This window comes from Singulisphaera photorubra (assembly GCF_045290345.1).
Classification (GTDB): domain Bacteria; phylum Planctomycetota; class Planctomycetia; order Isosphaerales; family Isosphaeraceae; genus Singulisphaera.
Window position 1 is genome coordinate 1,277,445 of sequence record NZ_CP155447.1, and the last position, 25,449, is coordinate 1,302,893.

21 protein-coding genes and 2 pseudogenes are annotated in these 25,449 nt (G+C 62.0%); 12 read left to right on the forward strand and 11 right to left on the reverse strand.

What is annotated here, in order from left to right:
• The first annotated feature begins 70 nt into the window (after positions 1–70).
• Positions 71–1,063 carry a M48 family metallopeptidase gene (locus V5E97_RS04805; protein ID WP_406701127.1) on the forward strand — a complete coding sequence of 331 codons (993 nt, stop codon included), beginning with the start codon at positions 71–73 and terminating at the stop codon, positions 1,061–1,063.
• Positions 1,064–1,567: 504 nt separating this feature from the next.
• Here V5E97_RS04805 and V5E97_RS04810 read toward each other — a convergent pair.
• Both V5E97_RS04810 and V5E97_RS04815 read right to left on the reverse strand, forming a co-directional pair.
• Positions 1,568–2,290: pseudogene (locus tag V5E97_RS04810) on the reverse strand (FHA domain-containing protein); the annotation flags it as partial.
• A 19-nt stretch (positions 2,291–2,309) separates the two neighbouring features.
• A complete protein-coding gene (locus V5E97_RS04815) occupies positions 2,310–3,179 on the reverse strand; it encodes an FHA domain-containing protein (RefSeq protein ID WP_406698150.1) in 870 nt (289 codons plus the stop codon).
• Between the two features lie 306 nt (positions 3,180–3,485).
• Between V5E97_RS04815 and V5E97_RS04820 the strand changes: the two genes are divergently transcribed.
• The 4 genes from V5E97_RS04820 to V5E97_RS04835 all read left to right on the forward strand — a co-directional run bounded on the left by V5E97_RS04820 (position 3,486) and on the right by V5E97_RS04835 (position 8,093).
• Positions 3,486–4,457, forward strand: coding sequence for a DUF1559 domain-containing protein (locus tag V5E97_RS04820; RefSeq protein WP_406698151.1), 972 nt, complete (start codon positions 3,486–3,488; stop codon positions 4,455–4,457).
• A 610-nt stretch (positions 4,458–5,067) separates the two neighbouring features.
• Positions 5,068–6,432, forward strand: a complete 1,365-nt coding sequence (locus V5E97_RS04825; RefSeq protein ID WP_406698152.1) for a pyridoxal phosphate-dependent decarboxylase family protein — start codon at positions 5,068–5,070, stop codon at positions 6,430–6,432.
• Positions 6,433–6,732: 300 nt separating this feature from the next.
• On the forward strand, positions 6,733–7,194 hold the full coding sequence (locus V5E97_RS04830; RefSeq protein ID WP_406698153.1) for a response regulator: 462 nt from the start codon (positions 6,733–6,735) through the stop codon (positions 7,192–7,194).
• Between the two features lie 527 nt (positions 7,195–7,721).
• Positions 7,722–8,093 carry a hypothetical protein gene (locus tag V5E97_RS04835; RefSeq protein ID WP_406698154.1) on the forward strand — a complete coding sequence of 124 codons (372 nt, stop codon included), beginning with the start codon at positions 7,722–7,724 and terminating at the stop codon, positions 8,091–8,093.
• Positions 8,094–8,095: 2 nt separating this feature from the next.
• Here the strand turns inward: V5E97_RS04835 and V5E97_RS04840 are convergent, their stop codons facing one another.
• Positions 8,096–8,314, reverse strand: a complete 219-nt coding sequence (locus tag V5E97_RS04840) for a hypothetical protein (protein ID WP_406698155.1) — start codon at positions 8,312–8,314, stop codon at positions 8,096–8,098.
• A 30-nt stretch (positions 8,315–8,344) separates the two neighbouring features.
• Positions 8,345–9,454 carry a DUF1559 domain-containing protein gene (locus V5E97_RS04845; protein WP_406698156.1) on the reverse strand — a complete coding sequence of 370 codons (1,110 nt, stop codon included), beginning with the start codon at positions 9,452–9,454 and terminating at the stop codon, positions 8,345–8,347.
• A gap of 317 nt (positions 9,455–9,771) precedes the next feature.
• On the opposite strand from V5E97_RS04845, the gene V5E97_RS04850 reads away from it, so the two are divergent.
• Positions 9,772–10,635, forward strand: coding sequence for a hypothetical protein (locus V5E97_RS04850; protein ID WP_406698157.1), 864 nt, complete (start codon positions 9,772–9,774; stop codon positions 10,633–10,635).
• Between the two features lie 3 nt (positions 10,636–10,638).
• Here V5E97_RS04850 and V5E97_RS04855 read toward each other — a convergent pair whose 3' ends face one another.
• From V5E97_RS04855 to V5E97_RS04865, 3 genes and pseudogenes are all read right to left on the reverse strand, one after another.
• A complete protein-coding gene (locus V5E97_RS04855; protein ID WP_406698158.1) occupies positions 10,639–10,932 on the reverse strand; it encodes a hypothetical protein in 294 nt (97 codons plus the stop codon).
• A gap of 38 nt (positions 10,933–10,970) precedes the next feature.
• Positions 10,971–11,642 carry a hemolysin family protein gene (locus tag V5E97_RS04860; RefSeq protein ID WP_406701128.1) on the reverse strand — a complete coding sequence of 224 codons (672 nt, stop codon included), beginning with the start codon at positions 11,640–11,642 and terminating at the stop codon, positions 10,971–10,973.
• 120 nt (positions 11,643–11,762) lie between these two features.
• Positions 11,763–12,319, reverse strand: a pseudogene (locus V5E97_RS04865) (CNNM domain-containing protein); the annotation flags it as partial.
• Positions 12,320–12,706: 387 nt separating this feature from the next.
• Here V5E97_RS04865 and V5E97_RS04870 point away from each other — a divergent pair.
• Positions 12,707–14,167 (forward strand): hypothetical protein, encoded by a 1,461-nt coding sequence (locus V5E97_RS04870; protein WP_406698159.1) that lies wholly within the window; start codon positions 12,707–12,709, stop codon positions 14,165–14,167.
• Between the two features lie 69 nt (positions 14,168–14,236).
• Here V5E97_RS04870 and V5E97_RS04875 read toward each other — a convergent pair whose 3' ends face one another.
• Entirely contained in the window at positions 14,237–15,802 is a 1,566-nt protein-coding gene (locus V5E97_RS04875) for a glycerophosphodiester phosphodiesterase family protein (protein ID WP_406698160.1), read from the reverse strand.
• A 254-nt stretch (positions 15,803–16,056) separates the two neighbouring features.
• Between V5E97_RS04875 and V5E97_RS04880 the strand changes: the two genes are divergently transcribed.
• The 4 genes from V5E97_RS04880 to V5E97_RS04895 all read left to right on the forward strand — a co-directional run bounded on the left by V5E97_RS04880 (position 16,057) and on the right by V5E97_RS04895 (position 20,549).
• Positions 16,057–17,412: a sulfatase family protein gene (locus tag V5E97_RS04880; protein ID WP_406698161.1), complete on the forward strand. Its 1,356-nt coding sequence runs from the start codon at positions 16,057–16,059 to the stop codon at positions 17,410–17,412.
• A gap of 311 nt (positions 17,413–17,723) precedes the next feature.
• Positions 17,724–18,164 (forward strand): RidA family protein, encoded by a 441-nt coding sequence (locus tag V5E97_RS04885; RefSeq protein WP_406698162.1) that lies wholly within the window; start codon positions 17,724–17,726, stop codon positions 18,162–18,164.
• 327 nt (positions 18,165–18,491) lie between these two features.
• Complete coding sequence (locus V5E97_RS04890; protein WP_406698163.1) at positions 18,492–19,640, forward strand: alpha/beta hydrolase; 1,149 nt, start codon at positions 18,492–18,494, stop codon at positions 19,638–19,640.
• A 102-nt stretch (positions 19,641–19,742) separates the two neighbouring features.
• The gene (locus V5E97_RS04895; protein ID WP_406698165.1) at positions 19,743–20,549 is read left to right on the forward strand and encodes an SGNH/GDSL hydrolase family protein; all 807 of its coding nucleotides are present in this window, start codon (positions 19,743–19,745) and stop codon (positions 20,547–20,549) included.
• A gap of 125 nt (positions 20,550–20,674) precedes the next feature.
• Here V5E97_RS04895 and V5E97_RS04900 read toward each other — a convergent pair whose 3' ends face one another.
• The gene (locus V5E97_RS04900; RefSeq protein WP_406698166.1) at positions 20,675–21,256 is read right to left on the reverse strand and encodes a hypothetical protein; all 582 of its coding nucleotides are present in this window, start codon (positions 21,254–21,256) and stop codon (positions 20,675–20,677) included.
• A gap of 260 nt (positions 21,257–21,516) precedes the next feature.
• Here V5E97_RS04900 and V5E97_RS04905 point away from each other — a divergent pair, with 260 nt between their 5' ends.
• Entirely contained in the window at positions 21,517–22,599 is a 1,083-nt protein-coding gene (locus V5E97_RS04905; RefSeq protein WP_406698167.1) for a carbohydrate-binding family 9-like protein, read from the forward strand.
• A 265-nt stretch (positions 22,600–22,864) separates the two neighbouring features.
• Here V5E97_RS04905 and V5E97_RS04910 read toward each other — a convergent pair whose 3' ends face one another.
• Positions 22,865–23,875: a DUF4427 domain-containing protein gene (locus V5E97_RS04910; RefSeq protein ID WP_406698168.1), complete on the reverse strand. Its 1,011-nt coding sequence runs from the start codon at positions 23,873–23,875 to the stop codon at positions 22,865–22,867.
• 1,024 nt (positions 23,876–24,899) lie between these two features.
• Positions 24,900–25,340: a hypothetical protein gene (locus V5E97_RS04915; RefSeq protein WP_406698170.1), complete on the reverse strand. Its 441-nt coding sequence runs from the start codon at positions 25,338–25,340 to the stop codon at positions 24,900–24,902.
• Positions 25,341–25,449: the final 109 nt, after the last annotated feature.

Sequence of the window (25,449 nt, forward strand, 5' to 3'; positions counted from 1 at the left end):
CTCGCTCGACCTCAGCAGGCTGACCGCCGCGGAGGAGGCCCGCCTCGGCGCGGAGTTGCACGGGCTCGTGATGGTGGGCAATCTGGTCGTCCCCGACGGTGACATCCAGCGGCTCAGGCGCGCCAGCGACCCACTCCTCGCGAAGGTGGCGAGGAAGGAGGTCGAGTACAAATTCCACGTGCTCGACTCCGACGAGGTCAACGCGTTCTCGCTCCCCGGCGGCTACATCTACGTCTCGAGGGGCTTGTTCCAGTTGGTCGGTGAGTCGGTCGAGCCCGAACAGGATTACGCGTTGCAGTTCGCGCTGGGGCACGAGATCGCCCACGTCGATCTCAAACATGCGCTGAATCTGGTCGCGGCTGGTCGAGCGGCCGCCAAGGCCCAAGGGGTCGACACGCTGAGCCAGCTCATGGTGCCGATCGGCCTCGGTTACCCCGACGCGCTGGAATTCGCGGCCGACACATGGGCCTATCAGCGCATGACGACTCAATTGGACCGCACGCGCCGGGAGGCGTTGATGTTCCTCATCAAGCTTCAAGGGTTTTCCGAGCGGAATGGGTTCCGGAACGGCCGGGCCGTGCCTGAAGTGGAGTCGGGTCTGACGCTGGTAGACAACCACTACCGGGCTCACCCGGCGGCCTGGGACCGGCTCGACCGGCTCAGGCGCGGGGCGTTCGACCGGCAGAGGGCGGGGCTCCGCCGCGATGAACGCGGCGACGGCCCCCCAGCCCAGCAACATCGCTCCGAGCGCGCACGACACCGCCAACGGTCCTGTCCGATCGGTCTCGGCCGGGAAATAAGGCTCGGCCAGGTCGCCGATCGTCCCGCTGGGGCTCGGAATGCGCGCGGATGCGTTCAAAAGCAGCCCCTCGAACATCCAGCGAGACGGGTTCAGCCCCGCCACTTGCCTCGCCCAATCGGGCAGACCAAGCCAGGATCGGCTCTCGCCGCCCACCCCCCAGAGGAGGAGAGCCAGGAGCGCAACCAACGCCCAGGCCACCGCCGGCCGCGAGACGGCCGCCGCGACGATCAGCCCGAGCGCGAGCCCCGTGCCCGCACCTAGCCAGAGCAGCCCGAGAGCCGGCAGCCCCGCGAGATCCGCCCCTGACAAGGCCCGGAATGTCCCCCATTCCAGCAGGCCACCCACCAGACAGAGCACCGCCGCCAGGGACGCACGTGCCAGCCAGGGACCGAGCCCCGCCGCGGGGATCGCGCGTGCCCGCGCTCCAACCCCGACCCCAATCACAAGGCCAAGACCGACGGCCGCCAGGCCCAGCCGCGAGAGGAGCGCCGCGATCGCCTGCCCCGCGGCTGCCCAATCCGCCGGGTTCTTGAGCGATCCGGGGTCGAACCCCGCCGAAGCCACTGCCAGCACGCCGGCCAGCGGCCCCAACGCCAGAAAGAGCAGGGGCCTCAAGACTTGCCCCCACCTCCCGGGGCCAGGGCCAGAGCTTGGGGTAAGGGCAGGGGCAGGGCCGATCTGCCGCGGCCTGGCGATCGGATCGACACGGAGCACGAGCATGCAGTGACCGAGCCGAATCGTGTCCCCGGCTCGCGCAACGCCCGAGGAATCGATCTTCCGGTCGTTGATAAACGTCCCGTTCGACGACCCCAGATCCTCAACCACAACAGTGCCGTCGGCCCGCCGACTCAGCCGCGCGTGGCGACTCGAGACGACGGCCTGATCGATCACCCGATCACAACCAGGGTCGCGACCGACCACCACCGGCTCGGCCCCCACTCGCAGCTCGCCCGGCGGAGTTCCCAGCGCCTCGAAGACCCGGACGGCCGAAAGCGGGTAAGTGCCGAGGTAGATCGTATCAGTGGGCGACACGACGGCCCGCGCAGCCTTGCGGTCGGGCAAGCCAACGGCCGTCCCGTTCGACGAGCCGAGATCCTCGATCTCCGCCAGCCCCGGACGGCCGCTCCAGATGACTCGGGCGTGATAACCCGAGACCGTGGGCAGATCCACCACGAGGTCGTTATCAGGTTCACGCCCAATCCTGAGAACCCGCGATGCGGAACGTGCGAACGCGCCGACAACGGCAAGGTCGCCGGGCCATGGCATCGATTGCGATTGCCCAAGCGTGATTACATTTTCCCGGCTCACGCGCAAGGGAACCGTGACCTGTTGCCCATCGACGAACGTCCCGTTGGTCGAGCCCAGGTCTTCGAGCAAATAGCCGGTGTCGCCCACCGACGTCAGCCGGCAGTGGCGTGCGGAGACCGCCTGGTGGTCGACCACCAGGTCGCAGTCGGGGTCGCTACCGATCGTCCAGGATCTCGTCATAAACCGGAAATTCCGCGTGTCAGAGGGCCTTCAAGAGAAACCGTTGCTCGCCGCACTGGAAGTAGCCGCCACGTTCGAGCGCGACCTCCGAGGCACGCCCCCAGACGCCGTTGCGCGATCGCTGGTTGGCGACCACCCAGCGCCCCTTCTCATCCCGGTAGATCCGCGCGTGACGGGGGTCGACGAACGGGTCGTCGACGACGATCGCGCATCGACTCGGGTCGCGCCCGAGCCAGATTTCCCCCCCGGTCAGCGCGTGCCGGCAAAGCTCGGCCCCTTTCGAGATTTCGACGAGGCAGGCCGGGGCCATCCCCGGAGCCAGGCCCCCCGCACCAGCGCGAGACGGGACTTCCCACTTGCGGGTCGCGTTCGCCCTCGACGGCTCCTCGGCCGCCGAGGCAACCACAGGGGCATCGAACCGGAAGAGACGCGTGCCGACCATGAACTCCTGGTCCTGGTGCAGCAGGACGGTCGACGCCCGCACAAACGTGCCGTTGGTGCTCCCCAGGTCGCGAAGGTGCCACGACCACGCTCTCCCGTCGTTCCGACGGACGATCTCCGCATGGCGGCCGGACATGCCCGAGTCATGCGGAATGATCAGGTTCCCCTCGACCCGCCCGATCAAAAACGAGTCGCCCCGGATGCGGATGACCTCGCCCGTGGTGTCGCCGTCGTCAAGCACGTGGAGCAGCGCCATCGGCGGCCGAGAAACCGGGCGGAACACCGGCGTCTCGTCAGCGACCCGATCGGTCCCAGCCCTGGGCGCAACTTCCTGCACGGTCCGAGACGACGAGGCGCGAACCTGCGCCCGAATCTCCTCCACCGATTCCAGGACCGTCGCCTGCCGCCGCGCCGGCCCCGGCTCTCTTCGCGGCGTCCCTGATTCCACGTGTCCACCTTTCTTTATTTTCGAGAGGAATCCACGTGTGGTCGCACCAGACCGATAAAACCAGCGCAATTCGCACGTATTCCCTACAGATATAACACGCCCTCAAACGACCTTCAACGCCCTCCACTCGCGGACCGCTCTTGCAATTAGGACTCAGTCTCAGTAAGCTTCAGCTCTCTCAAAAGTAGGCTCGATTGGTTGGCAGGCACCGCGACTTGCAACCCCTGACCAAAAACGTGCCCCCCCCACTCGTGACTTGGATTGGTCCCCGAAAGTCACGTGACCTTCGAAGAAGCCACACCTTCCATGACGAGCTCGTCCCTCCTCCGTCGTCGCCGTCCGCTTTCGGTTGGCTTCACATTGATTGAGTTGTTGGTTGTCATTGCCATCATCGCGGTGCTGATCGGTTTGCTCTTGCCCGCCGTGCAGAGTGCCCGCGCGGCGGCGCGACGGATCCAGTGCACGAACAACCTCAAGCAGATCGGCCTCGCGCTCCACAATTACGTTGGCACGCACGAGGTGCTTCCGCCAGGCCGAGGAGCGACGCCGCTGGTCTGGTCGTCGCTGGCGGCCATGTTGCCGTTCCTGGAAGGTTCCACCGTTTACAACACGCTCAATTTCAGCATCACGCCGCTCGACGCCTCGAACTCGACCGGGGTCGCCACGATCATCTCCACCTACCTCTGTCCGTCCGACACGAAGCAGGACCGGATCGCGGCGACTTACGGCCCGAACAACTACCTGGCGAATGTGGGCACCGGCCTCCAAAACGGGGGGAGTTTCCGCCCTCAGGACGGCACGGAGCAGATCGACGGCCTGTTCTTTGATCGCTCGTCCATTCGGTTCGCCGCGATCACCGATGGCCTGAGCAATACCGCGGCCTTCAGCGAGACGATCAAGGGAGACGGGATCAGCTCGTCGGGCCTGAAAGCGAAAGACCCGGTCCGACAGTACGCCCTTGGTTCCGGGCTTCCGGTGACGGATAGTTTTTGCGCCGGACTCACGATGTGGCTCGGCACTCGCGCCCAGGAGTGGGGCCGTGGCAGCTTCACCTACACGACCTTCAATCATTTCCTCACACCCAACATCAAGTCGTCCGACTGCATCTCGGGCGCCAACGGCGGCCGGATGGCAGCGCGAAGTTTCCACTCCGGCGGCGTGAACCTCCTGGTCGCCGACGGCCATATCGTCTTCATCAAGGATTCGATCAGTCTGGCCACCTGGCGAGCCCTTGCCACTCGCAGTGGGGGCGAGGTGATCTCCGCCGACCAGTTCTAATCAGGTGAACATGATCCTGGATTGAATTGCGTGCTGCCCCTGGGTGCCGATCAAGAAATCCATGTTGACGTTCTGGGTGACTGGCGGCTCGGTTTCGAGCCGTCACGCCCAGGCCCGCGAGCCGGGAGTTCGAAGTTGAGCCCCCGACCGCCGGTTCCTGATCGGCCTAACACTTCCTCCCACACTCACATACACACTCAATTAACACACCCAAGGAGCCCCTCGCTTCCCGCTTGGGCGGCATTGAATTCAACGATCCGCGACCGAGCGAAAGAACCGAGGATTCTTGCGGTTTCCGCCATGGATGAGTTTGCAGTAGTACGGCCGGCCCGGCCGTAATTCCCTTGGCTTGCAGCCCGGCCGTAATTCCCTCGGGTCGGCGCAAACCCGAGGAATGGCCCTGGGCCGAGGGGGATTCGACCGGGCCGGAAATCCCGCGCGATTCTCGCTCGGTCGCGGATCGTTGATGGAATTGCTCCGCGGGCGAGCTTCAAGCGGGCAATTCGGGGCCTCGATTCCGGAATGGTTCTGCACCGCTCTTGACCTGAGCGTGGCAAGTCAGTGGAGTCGTCAGCAGGAAGCACCTGGCCACGAGAGAGCGGCGACTCCAATGACGTTTGACGACAAGAGCCTGGAATTGCTCGGCGAAGCCCTTCGGACGATGGACCAGGGATTTCGCCACCTGCCGGAATTCGCGCCGGAAACTGACCTCGGCCCGCTCCGCGACGCCTTGAGGGAGGCCGCGGAACGGATGAGGGACAATTACCCGTATCAGCACCCGCTCTACATCGGGCAGATGCTCAAGCCGCCGCATTCGCTGGCCCGGCTCGCGTATGCCCTGGCCATGTTCTTGAATCCGAATAACCATGCCCTGGACGGTGGTCGCGCGAGTTCGGCGATGGAGAAGGAGGCGGTGGCTCAGATCGCCCGGATGTTCGGCTGGGAGACTCACCTCGGCCACCTCTGCGGCGGCGGGACGATCGCCAACTTCGAGGCCCTCTGGATCGGCCGGGAGTTGCGCCCAGGGAAGACGGTGGTGGCCTCGGCCCAAGCCCATTACACGCACTCGCGGCTCTCGGCCGTTCTCAACATCCCGTTCGAGACGATCTCGGTGGATCGTCGCGGCCGGATGGAGATTCCGAGCTTGGAGCAGGCCCTCGCCACGGGCAAGGTCGGCACGGTGGTGGTCACGCTCGGGGCCACGGCGGCCGGGTCGGTCGACCCGCTCTCCGAAGTGCTCGCCCTGCGGGATCGGTACGACTTCCGGGTCCACGTCGACTCGGCTTACGGGGGATATTTCACCCTGGCGAGGAACCTCGATCCCGAGACTCGAGCCGCCTACGACCGGATCGGCGAGGCGGATTCCATCGTGATCGACCCCCACAAGCATGGGCTCCAGCCCTACGGCTGTGGCTGCGTGCTCTTCCGCGACCCGGGCGTTGGTCGCTTCTATCAACATGATTCGCCGTATACCTACTTCAGTTCGGACGACTTGCACCTGGGCGAGATTTCGCTCGAATGCTCGAGGCCGGGGGCTTCGGCGGTCGCCCTCTGGACGACCATGCGACTGCTCCCGCTCGAGCCCGGAGGCGTGTTCGCGAACGGCCTCGAATCCTGCCGCGCAGCGGCCCAGACACTGCACCGGGCCTTGGAGCAGGACGATCGGCTCGCTCCCTTATTTCCGCCAGAGCTGGATATCAACGTCTGGGCGGTGCGGGCAGAGTCGGCCAGTGAATCCTCCTCACGAGCCAGGAGCGTCTTTGCGGCCGCCGCGAAGCGCGACCTTCACCTGGCCCTCTCCAGCTTCCCGCGGGTCATGCTCGAATCAGCCAACCCGGTGCTCCGGTGGGATGCGGAGGAGATCGTCTGCCTGCGCGCCTGTGCCATGAAATCCGAGCACCAAGACTGGATGCCTGAAATCCTCGGTCGGCTCCAGGCAGCGCTCACGGAGTCCTTGGAAAACCCCGTCCCTTGACCCTTTGCCTGGCCCCAAGACATACCTACCGGCCGGCGAGGGCGACAGGCAACGGCGATTGAGCATCAAGCAATCAATCCGATCCCCTTCGGCGTTCGAAAGCGCCAAGGAACCACGCTTCCGCGGCATCGCATCTCCTGGTTTTGAAACCAATAACCAACCGGAACGTTGACTCAGATCACCAATTATCAATCATTTTCTTGGACGGGTGATCTTGTCACCTAGAATGGTTGTGGACCTCGTAGGAAATGGTCCCATGCCCAAGATCGGAATCAGGCCAGGCCAACCGGAGAGCACGGCATGACGGACAGCAAGGACCATGTCCTCATCGTTGAGGACGACATGGCGACTCTTTATGCCTTGAAAAGGTTGTTCCGAAGCCAGGGTTGGCAGGTCTCCTCGTCTCGGACAATCGAGAAGGCTTTGGTGCAGTTGGAGTCGCCGCCCGATTGGATTGTGCTCGACCTCGGCCTGATTGATGGCAGCGGCGAGGAAGTGCTCCGTTACGTTCGCGAGGCAGGGTTTCCCACTCGGGTGGCGGTGGTCTCCGGCCTGCTCGGCCCGGCGAGCCTTCATGGCCTGAAATTGTTGAAGCCCGACCTCTTGCTGACGAAACCGATTCATTTCGACGATCTCCTCGTGGCGTGCAGCAGGCCCCCCGCGGCCCATATCTCCTCGCACGAGATCCTGGATCAGCCGACCTCGGCCCAGGAGCCCCCCGTCGAAGCGAAGTTTGGGCCCGCGGCCCCTGGGAACCACTGAGATCACGGCAAGCCGGTCACCTTCCACTGGCCGAGCCCGACTCTGAGACGATCGACATTCGCATGGGACAGGGACTTGTTACATCCCCGAGTGTCGTCCCGATAGCTTATACAAATCACCCACGCATCGCATTCTATCAAGAATTCAGGCCTCATTATGGGTCTGGTCTCATCGCAGGCGAGTTTCGCACTTGCCTGCGAGCAATTCTTGGCGCACGAACACGCAGATGAGCGACACCAATTGGGTTTTCCTGCCTCCCGTGGGACGGAAGTCCACCCAAAAAGTTCGGCCAGAGATCCGCCGGAACGAAATCGGCATTCGTCCTCGCCCTTGATTTCGTCTGGATTCTTTTGCCGGATCGCTCTCCATGGCGCGAACATTGCGACAATAGTGTTTGGATTTCGATGGTGTTATGAGTCACAGATCACTCTCAGATCAGCCCCTCACTCAGATCGTCTGGCTCTCGGAAGGGAGCCCGCCATCGACTCCGTCAGTGAGTCGGCAGCTTTTGAGTTAGGATAGCCTCCATGTCCAAGTCACCCAAATCCCGCAAGTTATCGTCATCGCCCAAATCCCACAAATCATCGACGCCGTCCAAACCCCACAAGTCATCGTCATCCAAGGACCCGTCGCTCAAGACTCTCCCTCCCTCCCCGGAGCAAGTCGAAGGAAGCCTTGCCGCCCTAGAGGAGGGCAAGGCCCACCATGCCCCCAAAGGGCCAGCCACGGGCCGCCGTCGCGGTGACGATCCGACGACCTGCGACCCCGACTACTCGCCGGAAGAGCTGGAATTCCTCATGGCGATCCAGCAGTACAAGCAGGCCACGGGCCGGAAGTTTCCGACCTGGAGAGAGGTGCTCGAGATCCTGCGGTCGCTGGGATACGAGCGGGCACGCTGAGCTTAACCACGTCGCTTCGTCCTCGCCGCGTATCTCGCTTTGACTTTCAGGAACGCCCCCCCTTCTTCCTGTTCCGTTCTCAAATCGTCCTGCCGGATCGTCTCCAGTTGCTCCGCCGTCAGCGGCGGAACCTTGGATGCGTCGGTAAGGGGGGCCTCGGGGCCGCCGCACCCGGCGATGGCCAGGACGAAGAGCAGGGCGGAGCACGCACTCAATCGCATTACCATTTTCCTTTCTATTGATGCAATGGTTCAGAACGAGTCGGCGCTAAGGACTTCGCCGTCGTCGATGGTGGAGAGCTTGCGCATCGAGCCGGGGTCGATGGAAAACTTGAGGAACCGGACCGAACCGTCGCCCAGCACGGCGTTGACTCCGCCCGGGTGGGAGCTCCCGAACATCCGCCGCCAGAGATTGCCACCGGTCTTCGGCGATGAGGGAGTGCTGCAATGGCCATTGAGCGAAGGGGCTGTCGCGTCGGCGACCGGAGGGAAGTGATAGCGAATAGCGTCCTCGTCCCAACCGGCATTGAACCAGCGTTCGTTGTCGCCCCCATCCGTGCCGTGGCGGTCGTTGGGCAGCGACTTCTCCGCGGCCAGAATCGAGTTCGAAGTACCGTCGATGAAATCGGAGATCCGGCGCTTGCTCCGAACGCCATGGGCAATCGCCCCCTTCCTGCCACTCGTATCTCCCTGGTTGACCGCATCACGCTCGTTCTTATACGGGGTGAGGCCGTTCGGAGGCGCGGGGACCCAGCGATTGCTGGCGTCCTGACATTCGTACATCTCTCCTTGAAAGAAACCAGCACAGCCAGCATAATCATTCTTAGATGTCGTGTTACTATAAATCTGGGGGGCGCGACGGGACGGGCAGTAGTACCCGGGGACGGCGATCAGAGCGATGCTGTCCTGTCCGGCAAAGTTGGCCGGACGGTCCGACGCGAGGGGGGGGATGGCGAAATTGGCGAGGTTGTAAAGCGGTTGCTGCTCCAGAAATGGCAGGATCTTGAAAAAGTGCCCAAAACCGTCGGGGTGCAAGGCGTTGCAACAGGTGGACGACTCGTAACCGCCGGTCTCGTCATAGATCGACTGGGCGGGGACCGGGTTGCCAGCAGCATCGACCGCCTTGGGATGACCATCGAACGGCCCCTGGGGAAGGTGGCCGTTCGCCGACTCGAAGTTGAGGAAACCCAGGCCGATTTGCTTCAGATTGTTCGTGCACTGGGCCCGGCGGCCAGCCTCACGGGCCGCCTGCACGGCGGGCAAAAGCAGCGCGATCAGAACGGCGATGATCGCGATCACCACCAGCAATTCGATGAGCGTGAACCCCGAGCGCCTAGGCTCGGGCCGAGTCCGGGAACGCATGATGTCAAGCTCCTTGGAAAATCGAGGCTCGAGCAGTCAACACGCCAGATGACGCGAGGAGTCTACGATCCGTCCATGAAGCCTTGATGAACGCAAACCGAAGAACGCGATAAATATCGCGATTTCGAGCATAAGTGCATTGACGCATACAGCCTGGGCCCGAATTCGCTAGATCATGAAATTTTTATGAATGTGTTCATCGAAACTCTCTGCGCTGGTATTGGTATGAGGACGACTTTGATTCCGGCGTCCCACCGGCGGTTCAACGCATCAAGGTCGTCCATCTCCGACACACCAATGCCAGGAGGCCCAACTCGATGCCACGGTTTCTGTTCCGTATGTCCGTTCTCGTCATGACCCTGCCCCTGAGCCTGAGCGCATTCGACACCGCAACGGCCGAAGAGGTCGAGCACCCGATCTACCGGAGTTGGGCGAAGCACCCGATCGGCACGACCATCACGCTCAGATCGGTGACCATCTCTGGAGGGCACACGATCGTGACGACGAACAGGACCAGGCTCGTGAAACTGACGGCCAGCGCCGCCGAGCTTGAGACCACGATGACGAGCGACGGGACCGGGAAGGTCGTCGAGTCGCCGCCCCAGACCTACAGTCAGCGGAGGATGTTCCCACTGTTCGCCGGGATGACGAAAGATGACATCGGGAAGCCCCCAAAGACTTCAAAGAACGGCGAGGAAACGCTCAAGCTGGTGGGTAAGGAGATCAAGACCCGTTGGTTCGACTCGACCGGACAGACCGAGGTCGGCAAGAGTTCGACGAGAACCTGGATGTCCGACGACGTGCCCGGCAAGCTCGTCAAGGCCGTCACGCAAGTTCCCGCGGCCAAGAACTCGACGACCGTCGAACTCATCGAATTCATGATTCCCGACAAGAACGCCACCCAAAACCTTCAGAGACTGTCGCCACGTTACCGGGGACTCTTCGTCCGTCGGAAGACAGGGAGCTCACATTCCCCGCTCGTCTTTGGAAGGCGAGCGAAGACCAACGATCAAGGGATGCCACCGATCGAAGTTCCCTGGATTTCGCTCGCCTGGAAGGCGCGCGGGGAGCGTGAGCTCCCTGTCTTTGGGCCTTTGCATGGGCTGGCTCTTTTGACACGGGAGCAAGGGCGCCGGGCTGTCAAAATCAACGAACACTTGCAACTCAACATGAAATCATAACTTTCATTTTGCATCATCTTGCCGGTCGCGTCTGGTAGCGGTCGCCGTGGCCACATCCTTCCGCCGGCGTTCACGATCCTGCTGGGATCGCTCCGCGACCAGGTTCGCGTCAACCCGCATGGACTGATCCCAGAGTGTCGGCGGTGTGTTGTTCAGAGACTCGCAAAGCAGACGCAGACCATCAATGAGGTGGCCGACCTGTTCGGCGACCATGGCGGACGGAAAGGCAAAGGCATTGAGCGCCCGCTTCGCCCGTTCGACTTTCTCCGCGTCCGTGATTCTCGGATCTGCGTTCACAACGAGCCTCCTTTGACTTGACGGAACTCACCCTTTCCTCATCCCAGATCCGTGGGCTCGCTCGTCCCGGGCTTGGATCGAGACTCCACGGCGACGGCCATGATCCGGACTTTCTCCATCTTGGCGACCCGAAAGGTCCCGTAGGGCAACTCCACCCGGTCGCCCACCTTCGCGATCCGACCCAGCCGATTCATAATCATCCCCGCGACCGTGTCGACCGAATCATCTTCCAGATCCCACCCGAGCAACCCGTTGAGCTCATCGAGGCGGAGGCTTCCTCGCACCAGGACAGTCCCATCCCCCAGCGTTTGGACCGGGGGCTCACCAGGCTCGAGAGCATCCTGGACCTCGCCCGTCACTTCCTCAATGACATCCTCGAACGTCACCAGTCCGGCGGTGCTTCCATACTCGTCGACCACGATGGCGATCTGTGTCCGCCGCTCCCGGAACAGGTCGAGGAGCGCGTCCAGGTGGACCCCCTCGGGGACAACGAAGGGGGGATGGCAGATCTGTCGCAAGTCCGCCAAGGTCGGCGTTTCCACCCGCCTCGTCAAGCTAAATAGTTCGTGGATATAGATAACACCAACAATATTATCAAGGGACCCTTCGCAGACGGGGAGGCGGGTGTGGGCGGCGTTCGCCGCCTCGTCCAGTAGGTCTTCGACCGGCTTCAGAAAGTCGAGGGCCCTCATGTCCGCTCGCGGGATCATCACCTGACCCGTGGTGAGCTCGCTGAATCGAAACGTCCGCTGCAAAATTCGCCGCTCCAGGTCATCCAACACTCCCGCCTTGTGGCTTTGCCCCACGAGAATTTCCAGCTCCTCGACCGAATGGACCCCGTGATGTTCCCCGGCAGGCTCCATTCCGATGGCACGCAGAATCCCGTTGCCAATGCCGTTGAGGCTCCAGATCAGCGGTTGAAGGATCACAACGATGACGCCCATCGGGCGAGCGATCACGAACGCCACCTTCTCGGGCATCTGCAACGCGACCGATTTCGGCACAAGCTCGCCGAGGACGACGTGGAGCAGGGTGATCAGGAAAAAGGCGATCGCAACCGAGACGGAGTGCGAAAGCGTCACCGTGAGCGTGACGGGAAACCACGCAAACAGCGGCTCGATGAGGTGGGCGAGTGCCGGCTCGCCAATCCAGCCGAGGGCGAGGCTCGCGAGGGTGATCCCCACCTGGGTCCCCGCGATATAGCGGTCGAGGTCGCGAATCACCCGCTTGACCACTTTGGCGGCGGCGACTCCTGGGCAGCCAGCTCGTCGATCCGCGTCCGGCGCACGCTCACAAGGGCGAATTCGGCCGCGACAAAGAACCCATTGAAAAAGACCAACACCGCCACAGCGGCCAGGCTCAAAAGTTCGCTCGAAAGTCCAGTCATCCAAACAAGATCCTCATAAAGGCTCGCCTCAGGCGCTCGTCGAGCCCTCAGTCGAAAAGGGAGGCGATAACCACTGTAGCGATCCTTTACCAAGCCTGCCAACGTGGATCCTGCCTCCACTGACGCGCCAACATCCCAACCGAAAAAAGAAGGGGAGTTGTCCCGACCAGTCCCGCGAAACCCCTCGGCTTTTCCAGTCAGTACACGCACCTGAGCTCCAAAGACATGACCGGAGAAATCTGGAATTGCCTTGCATCGCAACACCCGGGGGGATCTGCTGTCACTTCGGATTGACCGGTTGGGGCCACCCCTCGAGGGGGCTTGGTTTCCTCGGGGAAATCCCAGGCGATTGACTTTCTGATGATGACCTCCGCGGGGACCTTGGGAATGTTGAGAGCGCAACCGAGTCGACCATCGTTTTCGGCCCTGGCCGTCGCCACCGTTCTGGTTTCCATCGTGGCCGCCGATTGCCGGGCGGCCGAACTCCACGTAGGGGGGGCGACCACCAGCATCACGCCCGATCGACCGGTGGCGATCGCAGGTCAAATGTTGACCCGGATTGCCCGGAACGTCGAGAACCCGGTGACCGCTACCGCCTTGGCCCTCGAATCCAGGGAAGGGGACAAGGTTCTCGATCAGGCGATCCTGATCTCTTGCGACCTGGTGACGATTGATTCCGCGATCATCGACCAGGTTCGTCGCCTGCTGAAGCAACGGCTCCCCGACCTCGATAGCCAAAAAGTGGTGCTCAACGCCACGCACACGCACACCGCCCCCGTCATGAAGGAAGGCGAATACGAAATTCCCAAAGACGGCATCATGCAGCCGACAGAATATGCGGATTTCCTTGCCAAACAGGTCGCTGATGCCGCGGTGAAGGCCTGGCAAGCCCGCAAGCCGGGTCGCGTGGGCTGGGGACTGGGACATGCCGTGGTGGCTCAGAATCGACGGGCGGTCTATGCCGACGGCCACGCCCAAATGTACGGCGTCACGAATCTGGCCAACTTCCGAGGGATCGAAGGGTCGGAAGACCAGGGTGTCGAAGTCCTCTTCTTCTGGAATCCCGAAGGGAAACTGCTCGCCACGGCGATCAACGTCGCCTGTCCTTCCCAGGAGGTCGAAGGACTCTCGGCCGTGAACGCCGACTTCTGGCATGAAGTCCGCGAAACGTTGCGTTCACGGCACGGTAAGGACCTGCTGGTGCTGGCCTGGACCGGCGCGGCGGGCGATCAGTCGCCGCACCTGATGTATCGGAAACGCGCCGAGGAACGGATGCGGACGCTCCGCGGTCTGACCCGACTCAAGGAGCTGGCGACCCGAATCGTCGGGGCCTGGGATGAAGCCTACGACGGCGCCCGCAAAGAACAGCATGCCGATGCCCCGCTGGTCCATAAAGTCGCGACGATCCAACTGCCCGTCCGAGTCGTCTCGGACGCGGAAGTTGCCGCGGCCAAATCAAAGATCGAAAGCCTCTCCAAAGACCCGGTCAACCGCCGGTCGGTCGTCTGGCACCAGGAGGTTGTCGACCGCCACGAACGCCAAAAGGCCGGCCCCGTCAATCCGTACCCCATGGAACTTCACGTCATTCGACTCGGCGACGTCGCCATCGCCACCAATGACTTCGAGCTCTTCACCGAGTACGGGATCCAGATGAAGGCCCGCAGCCGAGCACTCCAGACGTTCATCATTCAACTGGCGGGGCCAGGCTCCTATCTGCCGACCGAACGCGCCGTCCGTGGCGGCGGTTATAGCGCCATCGTCGAAAGCAACCTCGTCGGTCCGGAGGGGGGCCAAGTACTCTCGGATGAGACCGTGAATCTCATCAATTCGCTCTGGCAGGCAAACTGAGCCGAGACAATCCATCGGTGTCGATTCTGATTTCTTCCCCAAAGGAGAAATCAGAATCGACGGGTCGACTTACTTGAGTTTCGGGGACACCACTTCGATGATCCGCAGGCCCTGATTGGCGTCGGGAACGGCCGGGACAACTCGGCCCATCGAGCCCACGCCTTTCTGACTCGGGCCTTGGGCCACGAGAAAGCGGCCATCGGGCAGTCCGGCAATCCCCAACGAGGCATCAAACGCCCACTTGCCGATCACCTTGAACGAGGGGTCGGCCTTGAGCAGCACCTGCGGTTTGCCATAGCAACCGAACCACCAGTGCCCCTCGGCGAAGGTCGCCGTCTGGATGCCCATCAGCGTGTAACCGCTGTCGAGCACGTGCCGTTTCCGGAACGTGAACGACGGGTCGTACTCGAAGACATAATTTTCCTTGATGCCTTCGGGCAGCCCGCCCACAACGAAGAATTTCCCGTCGTGGAAGGCGATGCCCCCCGCGCCGTGAACGGCTTCCGGCGTCTTGTGCCGGGCAAGTTCCTTGAGCGTCTCGGCGTCATAAACATAGACCCACGAGTCGGCCTGGCCCGCGGCCTTGTTGAACGCCCCGAGGTTGACGGCGACGTAAAGCTTGCCGTCCTGGAAACAGAGATCGCCGTGGTGATTGGCCACCGGAACCTTCGCGACAACCTTGCCGTTGATGTCGGTCCGAAGCAGAACATCGGTGAAGCACCAGTAGATGGCGTCCCGATCGTTCGTGGCGATGCCTTGAAGGTGCCTCGGGTACGCTCCCTCACACGAGACAGCGCGAAACGACCGCCCGGCGTGGATGGCGAGGAGCCGCCGGGGGTGATCGGTGTAGATCCGGTCGATGCCCAGGTCGAGCAGAGCCTCCATTGTGGCCTGGTCGTTCACCGTCCACGCGCCCGCTTCGATGCCGGCCGCCTTGATCTTCCTGACCTTCTCGGAGGTGACGCCGCTGGAGTGGAGCACGAGACTCTCGAACCCGCGTTGCTTGGCGATCCGAAGGTCGTCATCAATGTCCGTGTTCGCTCCCCGATCCCAGAATACCGGGATCTCGGGGGCGAGCCGCTTGACCTCGGTCATATACGGCAGGCTGCCGTCATTGAAGCCGACCCAGCGCTCGGCGCCGAGCTTCCGCACGAGAGCGACGGCTTCGGCCACGACGTCCATCTTGGGCTGGATCGAGACTCGGGTCTGGTTCTGCTTCATGATCAGCCCCAGCGCATCGTCGAGCAGCGGGATCGTCTGGGGCGGGCACTCTTCGCGAGTCTTGCCGGTACGGCGCCGAAAGTCGGTGGCGATATCGACGGTCCGCAACTCCTCGTAGGTGGACTCGGCCACGTCCAGGTTCTTGTCGCCGACCCGCTCGGTCGTCCGGTCGTGGAGGACGACGAGCTTGCCGTCCTTGGTGCGGAGGATGTCGAGCTCGACCCAGTCGGCACCGAGATCGATGCCGCTCTGAAAGGCCGAGAGGGTGTTCTCGACGAACTCGCCCGAGTTTCCGCGGTGCGCGGTGACACCGTTACGAAGGAATCCAGCGGTCGCTGGCTGAGCCTTACAGACCGGCAGGTGAATCAGAACGACGAATACCGACGCCAGAATCCCACGCAACATCATCGTCATTTTGCCTTTCCTCGATACCGAGAAGGGGTCGGGAGCCGGCCTTATTCTGTCGCACCTCCGAGGCTGAAAACAATCGGGTCGGGAGTAAATCGTGGTCGTTCATGGGCACACGACCTGGCGAACGCCAGGAAAAAGTGGGTGAAGATCCTCGGCCAGCGTGCCTAAAATCGAAGCCGACGCACGATCGGTTCGGCATCCCGCAAGCAGTGCAGAGCGAGAGAAATCGGGTCACAGGTTCACAAGGATCTCTGAGAATGAAAACAATCGCCTATTTCCTTCTGTTTCTGAGCCTGTTTTGCCGCCAATCCAGCGCCGCGGAGAAGCCGCTGAACATTGTCGTGCTCTACGCCGATGACTGGCGCCATGACACGCTCGGTTGCGCGGGGAATCCGGTGGTGAAGACCCCCCACCTCGACCAGCTCGCCCGCGACGGATTTCGGTTCACGCGAAACTGTGTGACAACGTCCATCTGCGGCGTCAGCCGAGCCTCGCTCTTCACTGGGCAGTGGATGTCTCGCCATGGGAATCCCGCCTTCCAGGCGTTCAAGACGCCGTGGGCGGAAACCTATCCCGGCCTGCTGCGGTCCCGTGGCTATTTCGTCGGGCACGTCGGCAAATGGCATAACGGCAAATTCCCCAGTGCCAACTTTGACTTTGGTCGCTCGTACGACGGCACGCATTGGATGACGCAGCCCGACGGCTCGAAAATTCACGTCACGAAGAAGAACGAAAACGACGCGCTCGAATTCCTCCACGAACGCCCGGCCGACAAGCCGTTCTGCCTCACGCTCGCATTCTTCGCCACCCACGCTGAGGATGCGAATCCGAAGCAATACCTGCCCCAACCGGAGAGTGCACTTCTCTATCAAGACGTGACGATTCCCGTACCGAAGACCGCCACCGATGCGCACTTCAGGAAGCTGCCTCCCTTCATCGCCAACGAGAAGAATGAAGGCCGCAACCGCTGGCACTGGCGGTTCGACACCCCGGAGCGCTACCAGCAGTACATGAAGGATTACTACCGCCTTGCCTCCGAGGTCGACGCCACCTGCGGCCGCGTGCTGGCCGAGCTGAAGAAGCAGGGGGTGCTGGATCATACGCTGGTCATCTTCACAACCGACAACGGCTACTTCCACGCCGAGCACGGACTCGCCGACAAATGGTATCCCCATGAGGAAAGCATCCGCGTCCCCCTCATCGTGCGCGATCCGCGAATGGCGACAGCGAAGCGCGGGCAGACCAATGACGACCTCACGCTGAACGTCGATCTCGCCCCCACCATTCTCGCCGCGGCCGGAGTCACCCCACCCGAACGGATGCAGGGCCGCAACTTCGCGCCACTCTATCTCGCCGCCGATCCGCCCGCATGGCGAACGGAGTTCTTCTATGAGCATGCGATCATTCGCAATCAAGATTTCATCCCGGCGTCCGAGGCACTCGTGCGCAAGGATTGGAAATATTTCTACTGGCCCGACTTCAAGCACGAGCAACTCTTCGACCTACGCGCCGATCCCGCGGAAGAAAGCGACCTTGCCGCCGACCCGGCCCAGGCGGACCGACTCGCCGAGATGCGCGGGCGCTTTGCCGAGCTCAAAACCGCCGCCCAATGAGCGACGCCAAGGAGGTGCGTGCGCTCCTACCGGACGGGTATGAACCATGATAGGATAAGAGGCACGAGGCTTTGTCGGCGCTTGTTCGGCACGTTTTCGCGGCCGATGGGAAAGCGCCTCACCAACCTGGGCTTCGGTGGCAAAACGGTCTCTGTCACCAAAGCCGGCCCCCCTCGACTCGTACGATTCCGCATCGAGAAATCGAGGCCGGCGTGTCAATGCCGGCCGAAGCCGTCGCGATCCGGGAAGACGACGAATTCCTCCGAACGGAACGACGTTTCGCCGAAGATTTTTTTTCTGGAGAGATTGGCATGTCACCGCAGGAAAAGGCTGAATCACTCGGACTCCAATTCACCAAGCAAGAGCCCGGATATCTGGCGCTGGTTGTGCGGACCGGCAACCTGCTGCTGACGTCCGGCCACGTGAGCGACATCAAAGGAAAACTCGGCGCAGGAGTCACGGTCGAGCAGGGGAGGGCCGCCGCTCGGGAATGTGCCGTCAAGATCCTGAATTCGGTCTGGAACGCCCACGGCACGCTGAATGGCCTCAAGGTGCTGAAACTCCTGGGCTGCGTGAACTCGACACTTGAGTTTGACGAGCAGCATCTGGTGATCAACGGTTGCAGCGACCTGCTGCATGAAATCTATGGTAAGGACGGCGACGGCTACCATGCCCGTAGCGCCCTCGGCTTCGCCCAGATTCCCACCGGCTCGGCCGTCGAAGTCGAGGCCATTTTTGAAATCAAGGCGTGAGGCTATTCAGCAAAAAACCACATTTCAAGCCAAAATGTGATTCTTTGCTTCTGAGAGAACCGCCCACTCGAGGAGTCAGTGATCTGACTCCCGGGTGGCCCGCCCGATTCCCCGGTCGCCCCGCCTGCTCGGCTGTTCTTGTAGTATATTCCCGTAGGATTTGAGACTGTAGCAAGGATACCGAGATCTCGTTCCCACGCTCTGCGTGGGAACGAGTTTCTCTCGCGAATTTCGGCCTTCGGGGCAAACAGAGAGCCCGGTTTCCTTGCGACAGACTCTAGGATTTTGAACAAATTCAGGAGTCGAGTGCGGCCGTGGGACGTTTTTATGCACAAGAAGGAACGCCGCCAAGGGTCAGTCCCGACGGTCGTTTTGGTCACCATCGGTCTCATGACGGGCTGGGCCCTCGCGGGCTGTCGCGCCCCACAAGCGCGTGATCTCGGTGACAGGGCGTTGCCACCGATCGTAGCCGCGGATTCGACACAACCGTCCCCATTCGTTTCGCCCACCGAAAACCTGATCATCGTCGATTCGCCGCGAACCGACGTGGACTCCGACCTGGTTTCAGGGGGGTCCGCGATCGAGACCTGGGTCGTCCACACGCGGGCGTGCGAGCAGACGATGGGGGTCAATCCCTGGCCGAGCATCACGGTGGGGAAACTTGACGAGAATGGCGGGCCGCTCGGAGGATCCACCCCCGAGGACTTGTTCACTCGAATGGCGGGACGGCCCTCGGTCTTCCTGATCCACGGCAACGGGTACGAGTATCGCGCCGCGATCAAGGAAGCCATCGAGGTCCGGGCGCAGCTCGAGGCGCTCGGCGGCTTCGATCCCGAAACGGTGTTCGTCGTGTTCGACTGGCCCAGCGAGCGGGTGCGTCCCGACCTGGTCGTGGACCTCAACGAGAAGGCAAGGCGCTCGCAGATCGCAGGCTACCACCTGTCGCGATTCCTTCAGGCCGCGCCCGCGGGCTCGCGGATTTGCTTCATGGGCCAGAGCGACGGGGGCCGAATCACGCTGACCACCATGCACCTGCTCTCAGGCGCGGCACTGCCGGCGTTCTTGAGAGAGCCGGCCGCCCAGCTCAGCTCGGGCCGCCCCGATCTCCGGCTCCGTGCCGTGATCCTCGAGGCGGCCGCCGAGCACGACTGGCTCAACCCCGGTAATCGCTTGCATCAGGCGCTCCCAATGTGCGAAGCGCTTCTGAACCTGCGCAATAGCGGCGACTACGCGTTGGCCTTCTACTCGCTCGGCCAGTACACCGGAATCGGCTCCGCGATCGGCCGTGTGGGCATCCGCCCGCGCGACCTGAAAAAGCTCGGACCGCTCGCGGAGCGCGTCGAAGAGATCAACCACCACTCCCAGAGCGGCCTGAGCCACACCCTCTTTCCCCGGGTCCTCGAATATCCCGACGTCGCCCCCCGAATCGCGAGCTATACCTCCTGGAACGATCTCACCCCGGTCACAAGGCGTTGAGCCTCCATTGACAGAACCATGGCCTCAGTTCCATCCCGAGCGTCTGATTTCGTGACAACGGCCGCCACTGACCTCTTTGGAGAACCGTTTCCGATGCAACGCATGAGCACTCCACGCGCCTGGTTTCTCGTGGCCCTCCTGGCCTTACCGCTTCCCGCCTCGGCAGAGGAGGGGGGCAAGCTCCGGATCCTTCTCCTCGGCGACAGCACCACCATTGGCAGCGTCTGCCGGCGAATCGATCCCGATGGCCCCCACCTCGAGGGCGTGATCCAACAGCTCCTGGCGGCGGAGGCGGATCTGCCGCCCGTCGAGGTCCTCAACCAGGGGCAAGACGGTGATTATATCCAGCGCCTTTTCTCCTCCGGTCGCTACGACAAGGAAATCAGGCCGCTCAAAGGCGTCGACTACGTCCTCATTCGCTACGGCCTGAACGACAACGCCAAGCGGGAGAACTTCGAGGACACTTTCCCCAAGGACTACGCCGAACTCATCGAGCGGGTGCGCAACGACTTCCCGCAGGCCACCATCCTGCCGATGACCATCATTCCTTACCTGACGCCCGAACGCGACGAGGTGATCAATCAGCTCATCCGCAAGGTGGCCGAGTCGGAAAAGGTTCCCTTGTTCGACGTCTATTCCCGCTACCAGGCCGAGCTCAAGCACGGGCCGAACATGCTCAACTACCGCCGCTACCCGCTCGATAAGATCCCGGGGCAGCACCGCGAGCTGGCCAAGCCCTTCGTCCGCGATGGTCAGGTCGTGGTGATGGATAACCGGCTCGACGCCCATTTCCAATCGTTACCCGGCTGGTTCGGCGATCGTCACCCCAACCTGGCCGGCTACCACGTGATCGGCGACGAGTCGGCCAAGTTCCTCGCAAAACTGATCCGGGCGAAGCAAAAACCGTAATTCCGCATGTCGCTCATGTCTCAATTCACGACTTCATTTTCATGATTTCGTGCGATCTGTTCCTCAAAAACCCGGGCCGCGGCCTACCAACAGGTGGACCGCCCAGCCCGGCTCGGCTCGCCACTTTAGGCATCGAGGTCCGCGTCCCAAACACCCGGCGATAACGGTGGTGGAACAGAGTCACATGACTTTGGTCCAAACCCCAAGGCCGTCCGGCATACATTACCGAACCGTCGGGCCGCGCGGCTGACGTGCCCGCCCGGGCGTGCCACCGAACCCGGGTCGCGAGCGGACTTGGCATCAAGCCCTGGCGAAGCTGCTCGTGCTTCGGAGAGAGTCGGCCAGAGCGGATCGAGGGAGACGATCGTCTCTCGGCAGGCCGGGCAGACGAGCCCTCGCTGGACCGGCGTCGCGACTTTGATCCCAACGAATTCGCCGCAGGCCGGGCAGCGGCCGAAACGCTCACGGGTTCTCGCGGCCCGGAGCTCAAGCGGGACGGGGGCGTGCTTCTGAGGCGCCGGGATCAACCGCGCCAGTTGCACGGCGAGCGAGTACCAGGTCAGCATGGTCGCGATTCCCGAAGGGTCATGGTCCCCTGATACTTCGTCGCGAGTGCCGCGATTATTCCCCAGCTCTCGAAACCAGTCGACATTCGACTCGCAGACGAAACACGTGTCGTTCCATGAAGAAGGGGCGATTCCATGCATCGGCTCGCCCTCGCTTTTTTTGGAAATATTCCCAAGAATCAGTGAACGAAATCGAGTGATCGCTGCAGTATGTGGGAGGCTTGCTCTGACTACAAATTCCCTCCGTCCCCGGTTCAGCCTGCGAAGTCAGCGATGCACTTATACGCATACATGCGCAGCCGAAGGAATATCGTCATGTGAAACCAAGTCCGCAAACCAATGCGACACATCCCGACTGCACGCAGAAGAGTGCGTCACCCGATGGAAGAAGGAGCCCTGAGATGCCCCGCTGCAGGAAATGGCTTGTTTTGGTTCTCAGCCTCCTTCTCTTGACTCCAGCTATTGGCGTATCACTGGAAGTCGATGCACCTCCACCTCCCAAGGGCTATGTCTGCATGCGCGCCAGGGCTCCCATCGTCATCGACGGCAAGCTCGACGATTCCGCCTGGGCCGAAGCTCCCTGGACCGACGATTTCCAGGACATCGAAGGAGACCGAAAACCCCGCCCTCGATTCCGGACCCGCGCCAAGATGCTCTGGGATGACCGGTTCTTCTACATCGCCGCGGAACTCGAAGAGCCGCACGTCTGGGCGTCGCTCACGAAGCACGACTCGGTGATCTTCCACGACAACGATTTCGAGATCTTCATCGATCCCGATGGCGACAATCAGGAATACTACGAGCTCGAAATCAACGCGATCAACACGGAGTGGGACCTCTTTCTCAAGAAGGCGTACCGGAATGGCGGCCCGGCAATCAACGAGTGGGAGATCCCTGGGCTCAAGACCGCAACGCAGATCAACGGCACGATCAACGACCCCGCTGATCGAGATACCTCGTGGACAGTCGAGTTCGCGATTCCATGGAATGTCCTCGCCGAGTTCGCCCATCGTCCCTCGCCGCCCAAGAATGGCGACCAGTGGCGGGTGAATTTCTCAAGAGTCGAGTGGAAGCATCTCGTTGAGGGAAAAACGTACAAGAAGGAGCCGAGTACGCGGGAGGACAACTGGGTCTGGTCGCCGCAAGGAGCGATCGACATGCACCGGCCCGAGCGCTGGGGCTTCGTTCAGTTCTCGACCGAGCCTCCTGGAAAGGCTCGTTACACGCCCGACCCCGCTAACCCCGTTCGCGATCGCTTGATGGCGATCTATCACGCTCAGACGGCCTATCACGGTAAGCATCAGACCTGGGCGGCGACACTCGAAGCGCTCGGCCTGGAGGCGGAGCCCGGCCTTCCCGGGACGCTGCGTCCTCAGATCAAGCGAACTTCATCGGGCTTTGAAGCCTCGATCGTGATGGACGGCCGATCGGCGCAGGTCTGGACGATCCGGGAAGACTCCCGTATCTCGCGGTCCGATCGCTGAGGAGATTCTTCAATCAACGCGAGATCCAGAGACTTGTCGCCACGCCACAGGGGCTCTTCGTCTGCCTGAAGACAGGGGAGCGTGAGCCCCTGTCTTTGGACCTTCGCATTGGCTGATTCTTTTGCCCCTGGGGTAACGGCAACGGGTTGAGGGATTCGGGCGGAAGACCCGGTAGCGTGGCGACAGCGTCGGTCCATGCCCCCTTTGAATTCGCCAAAATTTCGGACATATCGAATTTTCCTATCTAACCTCGGCGGAGGTGTTCTTATAGCCCGTATGACCACCAGTTATAGTGCAGCTTGTTGTCCAGGTGGTCGCTGTTGTAGCTCGGCAGCGCGTCGGGGTCGCCCCATAAAAGCACCGAGAAGTAGCCGGCCTCAATGCCAAACTCCTCGTTGATCAGTCGTGTCAACTCTAGAGTCATCGCCTCCCGTTGCCTCAGACTCCGGTCGTCCGAGAACTCGTACGGGAACATGACGTACTTCCTGTCTTGGTTAATGACCAGCTTATCGGAGTTCAGCAGAGCTCTTGTGACGGGGTGGACGTTGTCGACAAGCCAAAGCCAGCAGCCACCTGGCTCCCCCTGTTCAGAAGGCCCAGCGCTCTCCTCGACCTGCTGGGCGAGAGCGTGTACTCGATCGGCGATTTCTCGATCACGTTCGGGTTGGGGGGTGAGGTAGTCGGTCAGATCGATGGTCGCCGCCGCGATTGCCGCCGCCTCTGCGTCAGGGTCGCGAATGGCCTCTGGAGAGCCAACCTCGTCGGATATGAGCACGTACTCGAAAGTGTCGGGGGCGATGTCCTGCCGGTCGACGAGCGCGAGGACGTCGTGCAGGACCATGTTGGCCTCTTCCCTTGTGTTCACGATCACACCGATGCCGTGCAATGCGCCGTAGTAGAGGTCGAGACCGGGGATATCCGTCACCCCATCGACGACCCCTGACCTCGCCATTTCTGCCTCGTACTCGGTGAGATCGCCGTTGAAGGGCCAGCGCCACTCCCGCTCGTGGGTCCAGTCCACCCGCCACCGACCGGTCGGGTAGTAGGACAAGTAGCGGAACTGCTCGTTCAAAGGCAGCGCGTCCGTCGGGATGATCCGGGGGCCGCCATCCTGGCCGGTCGGGATGGCGACGCCGGTATCGTTGAGCCCGTAAATCACAGGCCGGGTCCCCAGTTCGAACATCTGCCTCTTCGGGAAGGTGAGCGCGAGAGTGCTGATCTTCTGGCCGGCTCTCAGCCGCTCCGCCGAAGCCTCAAGGAAGGCAGCCGTCGGCATGTCGGTGAAGCAGATCGCGGGACGGGGCCCGTAGACGGTCCGTACCCCTTTCCGCTTCGACCACGTCGCCCACAGGCGGCCGTGTCGGATCGCCGACCTCAGGAGAAACATGGCGGAGTACTGAGTGGACTCCGCAATATTCGTAAACCCAAAACTCTCAGGAAGATCGGGAGCAGATCCATCTTTGAGGTCGAGCTTCCGAAAGAAGTGGATAAGCCGCTCCGACAGGTCGTACCGCCGGTTGCTTTTCACGTCGGGCCCCAGTCGCGGCTTTTCGAGGTATCCCAAAGACTTCGGCTACCTCACCCATTTCGAGGGGCCGAACGAGCGGATGGCTCGCAGCCCGCGTCCCAAGTCTATAAGGCGGGGGCGACACCCTCAAGGCGTCATGCAATTGAATCGTCGTGGTATCGCGCCGGATAATTGAGGGTCTCGGTGTGAACGTCGGTCGAAAAACGTATCGCACGCCGGTCTCCGATGTTCGGCCGAAAAGCGTAACGCTCATAGGTTCACCAATGGCGTCTTGCACACAAAAGCGAACATTGTTTCGCTTCGATACCCCACGCGTCGCGAGGTCCATGGGTGTTCACGCACATGCACAACTGGGCCGAGATCCGCCGCCGCGTCCTCATGAAGAGGCAGAGAAAGCGTTCCATCTGCCGCGAATTCGACAAATATCAATGGTCCCGGGCAAATTCAAAGGGGTCAGGAGCCGATATGGCCATATCGGCTCCTGCCCCCTTTGAATTACCGATAACGGTGGCCTACGCACAATCACTCGTCTCCATTCTCGCGATTGACAACACGCCCGGCGAGGCTTGCTCTGACGGAAAATCCCCTCCGTCCCCGTCTCATCCTACCATAACTTCATTTTTATGATCTTGTCCGATGTGTTCCTCAAAAACCCGGGCCGCGGCCTACCAACAGGTGGACCGCCCAGCCCGGCTCGCCACTTTAGAGTCAAAAACAGAATGAGCGTAGCAGTCCTAAATCAGGGTAGCTACGCTCATTAAGTTAGGGGCTCTTAGGCATCGAGGTCCGCGTCCCAAACACCCGGCGAAAACGGTGGTGGAACAGAGTCACATGACTTTGGTCCAAACCCCAAGGCCGTCCGGCATACATTACCGAACCGTCGGGCCGCGCGGCTGACGTGCCCGCCCGGGCGTGCCACCGAACCCGGGTCGCGAGCGGACTTGGCATCAAGCCCTGGCGAAGCTGCTCGTGCTTCGGAGAGAGTCGGCCAGAGCGGATCGAGGGAGACGATCGTCTCTCGGCAGGCCGGACAGACGAGCCCTCGCTGGACCGGCGTCGCGACTTTGATCCCGACGAATTCGCCGCAGGCCGGGCAGCGGCCGAAACGCTCACGGGTTCTCGCGGCCCGGAGCTCAAGCGGGACGGGGGCGTGCTTCTGAGGCGCCGGGATCAACCGCGCCAGTTGCACGGCGAGCGAGTACCAGGTCAGCATGGTCGCGATTCCCGAAGGGTCATGGCCCCCTGATGCCGTCGACTGATCCAGGCCACTCCGTTGGGGCTCAGGAGGTGGTGTGGGATCGGCGGGTAGGGGGCAAGGCCGA

Bases quoted from the DNA above. Each gene is read 5' to 3' on its own strand.
- V5E97_RS04805 (WP_406701127.1), top strand. From the start codon at position 71: ATGGTGGGCAATCTGGTCGTCCCCGACGGTGACATCCAGCGGCTCAGG.
- V5E97_RS04880 (WP_406698161.1), top strand. From the start codon at position 16,057: ATGAAAACAATCGCCTATTTCCTTCTGTTTCTGAGCCTGTTTTGCCGC.
- V5E97_RS04900 (WP_406698166.1), bottom strand. From the start codon at position 21,256: ATGCATGGAATCGCCCCTTCTTCATGGAACGACACGTGTTTCGTCTGC.
- V5E97_RS04860 (WP_406701128.1), bottom strand. From the start codon at position 11,642: ATGATCCCGCGAGCGGACATGAGGGCCCTCGACTTTCTGAAGCCGGTC.
- V5E97_RS04825 (WP_406698152.1), top strand. From the start codon at position 5,068: ATGACGTTTGACGACAAGAGCCTGGAATTGCTCGGCGAAGCCCTTCGG.
- V5E97_RS04885 (WP_406698162.1), top strand. From the start codon at position 17,724: ATGTCACCGCAGGAAAAGGCTGAATCACTCGGACTCCAATTCACCAAG.
- V5E97_RS04910 (WP_406698168.1), bottom strand. From the start codon at position 23,875: ATGCCGACGGCTGCCTTCCTTGAGGCTTCGGCGGAGCGGCTGAGAGCC.
- V5E97_RS04905 (WP_406698167.1), top strand. From the start codon at position 21,517: ATGCCCCGCTGCAGGAAATGGCTTGTTTTGGTTCTCAGCCTCCTTCTC.
- V5E97_RS04830 (WP_406698153.1), top strand. From the start codon at position 6,733: ATGACGGACAGCAAGGACCATGTCCTCATCGTTGAGGACGACATGGCG.
- V5E97_RS04890 (WP_406698163.1), top strand. From the start codon at position 18,492: ATGCACAAGAAGGAACGCCGCCAAGGGTCAGTCCCGACGGTCGTTTTG.
- V5E97_RS04840 (WP_406698155.1), bottom strand. From the start codon at position 8,314: ATGCGATTGAGTGCGTGCTCCGCCCTGCTCTTCGTCCTGGCCATCGCC.
- V5E97_RS04915 (WP_406698170.1), bottom strand. From the start codon at position 25,340: ATGCTGACCTGGTACTCGCTCGCCGTGCAACTGGCGCGGTTGATCCCG.
- V5E97_RS04845 (WP_406698156.1), bottom strand. From the start codon at position 9,454: ATGCGTTCCCGGACTCGGCCCGAGCCTAGGCGCTCGGGGTTCACGCTC.
- V5E97_RS04870 (WP_406698159.1), top strand. From the start codon at position 12,707: ATGTTGAGAGCGCAACCGAGTCGACCATCGTTTTCGGCCCTGGCCGTC.
- V5E97_RS04875 (WP_406698160.1), bottom strand. From the start codon at position 15,802: ATGACGATGATGTTGCGTGGGATTCTGGCGTCGGTATTCGTCGTTCTG.
- V5E97_RS04895 (WP_406698165.1), top strand. From the start codon at position 19,743: ATGAGCACTCCACGCGCCTGGTTTCTCGTGGCCCTCCTGGCCTTACCG.
- V5E97_RS04835 (WP_406698154.1), top strand. From the start codon at position 7,722: ATGTCCAAGTCACCCAAATCCCGCAAGTTATCGTCATCGCCCAAATCC.
- V5E97_RS04820 (WP_406698151.1), top strand. From the start codon at position 3,486: ATGACGAGCTCGTCCCTCCTCCGTCGTCGCCGTCCGCTTTCGGTTGGC.
- V5E97_RS04850 (WP_406698157.1), top strand. From the start codon at position 9,772: ATGCCACGGTTTCTGTTCCGTATGTCCGTTCTCGTCATGACCCTGCCC.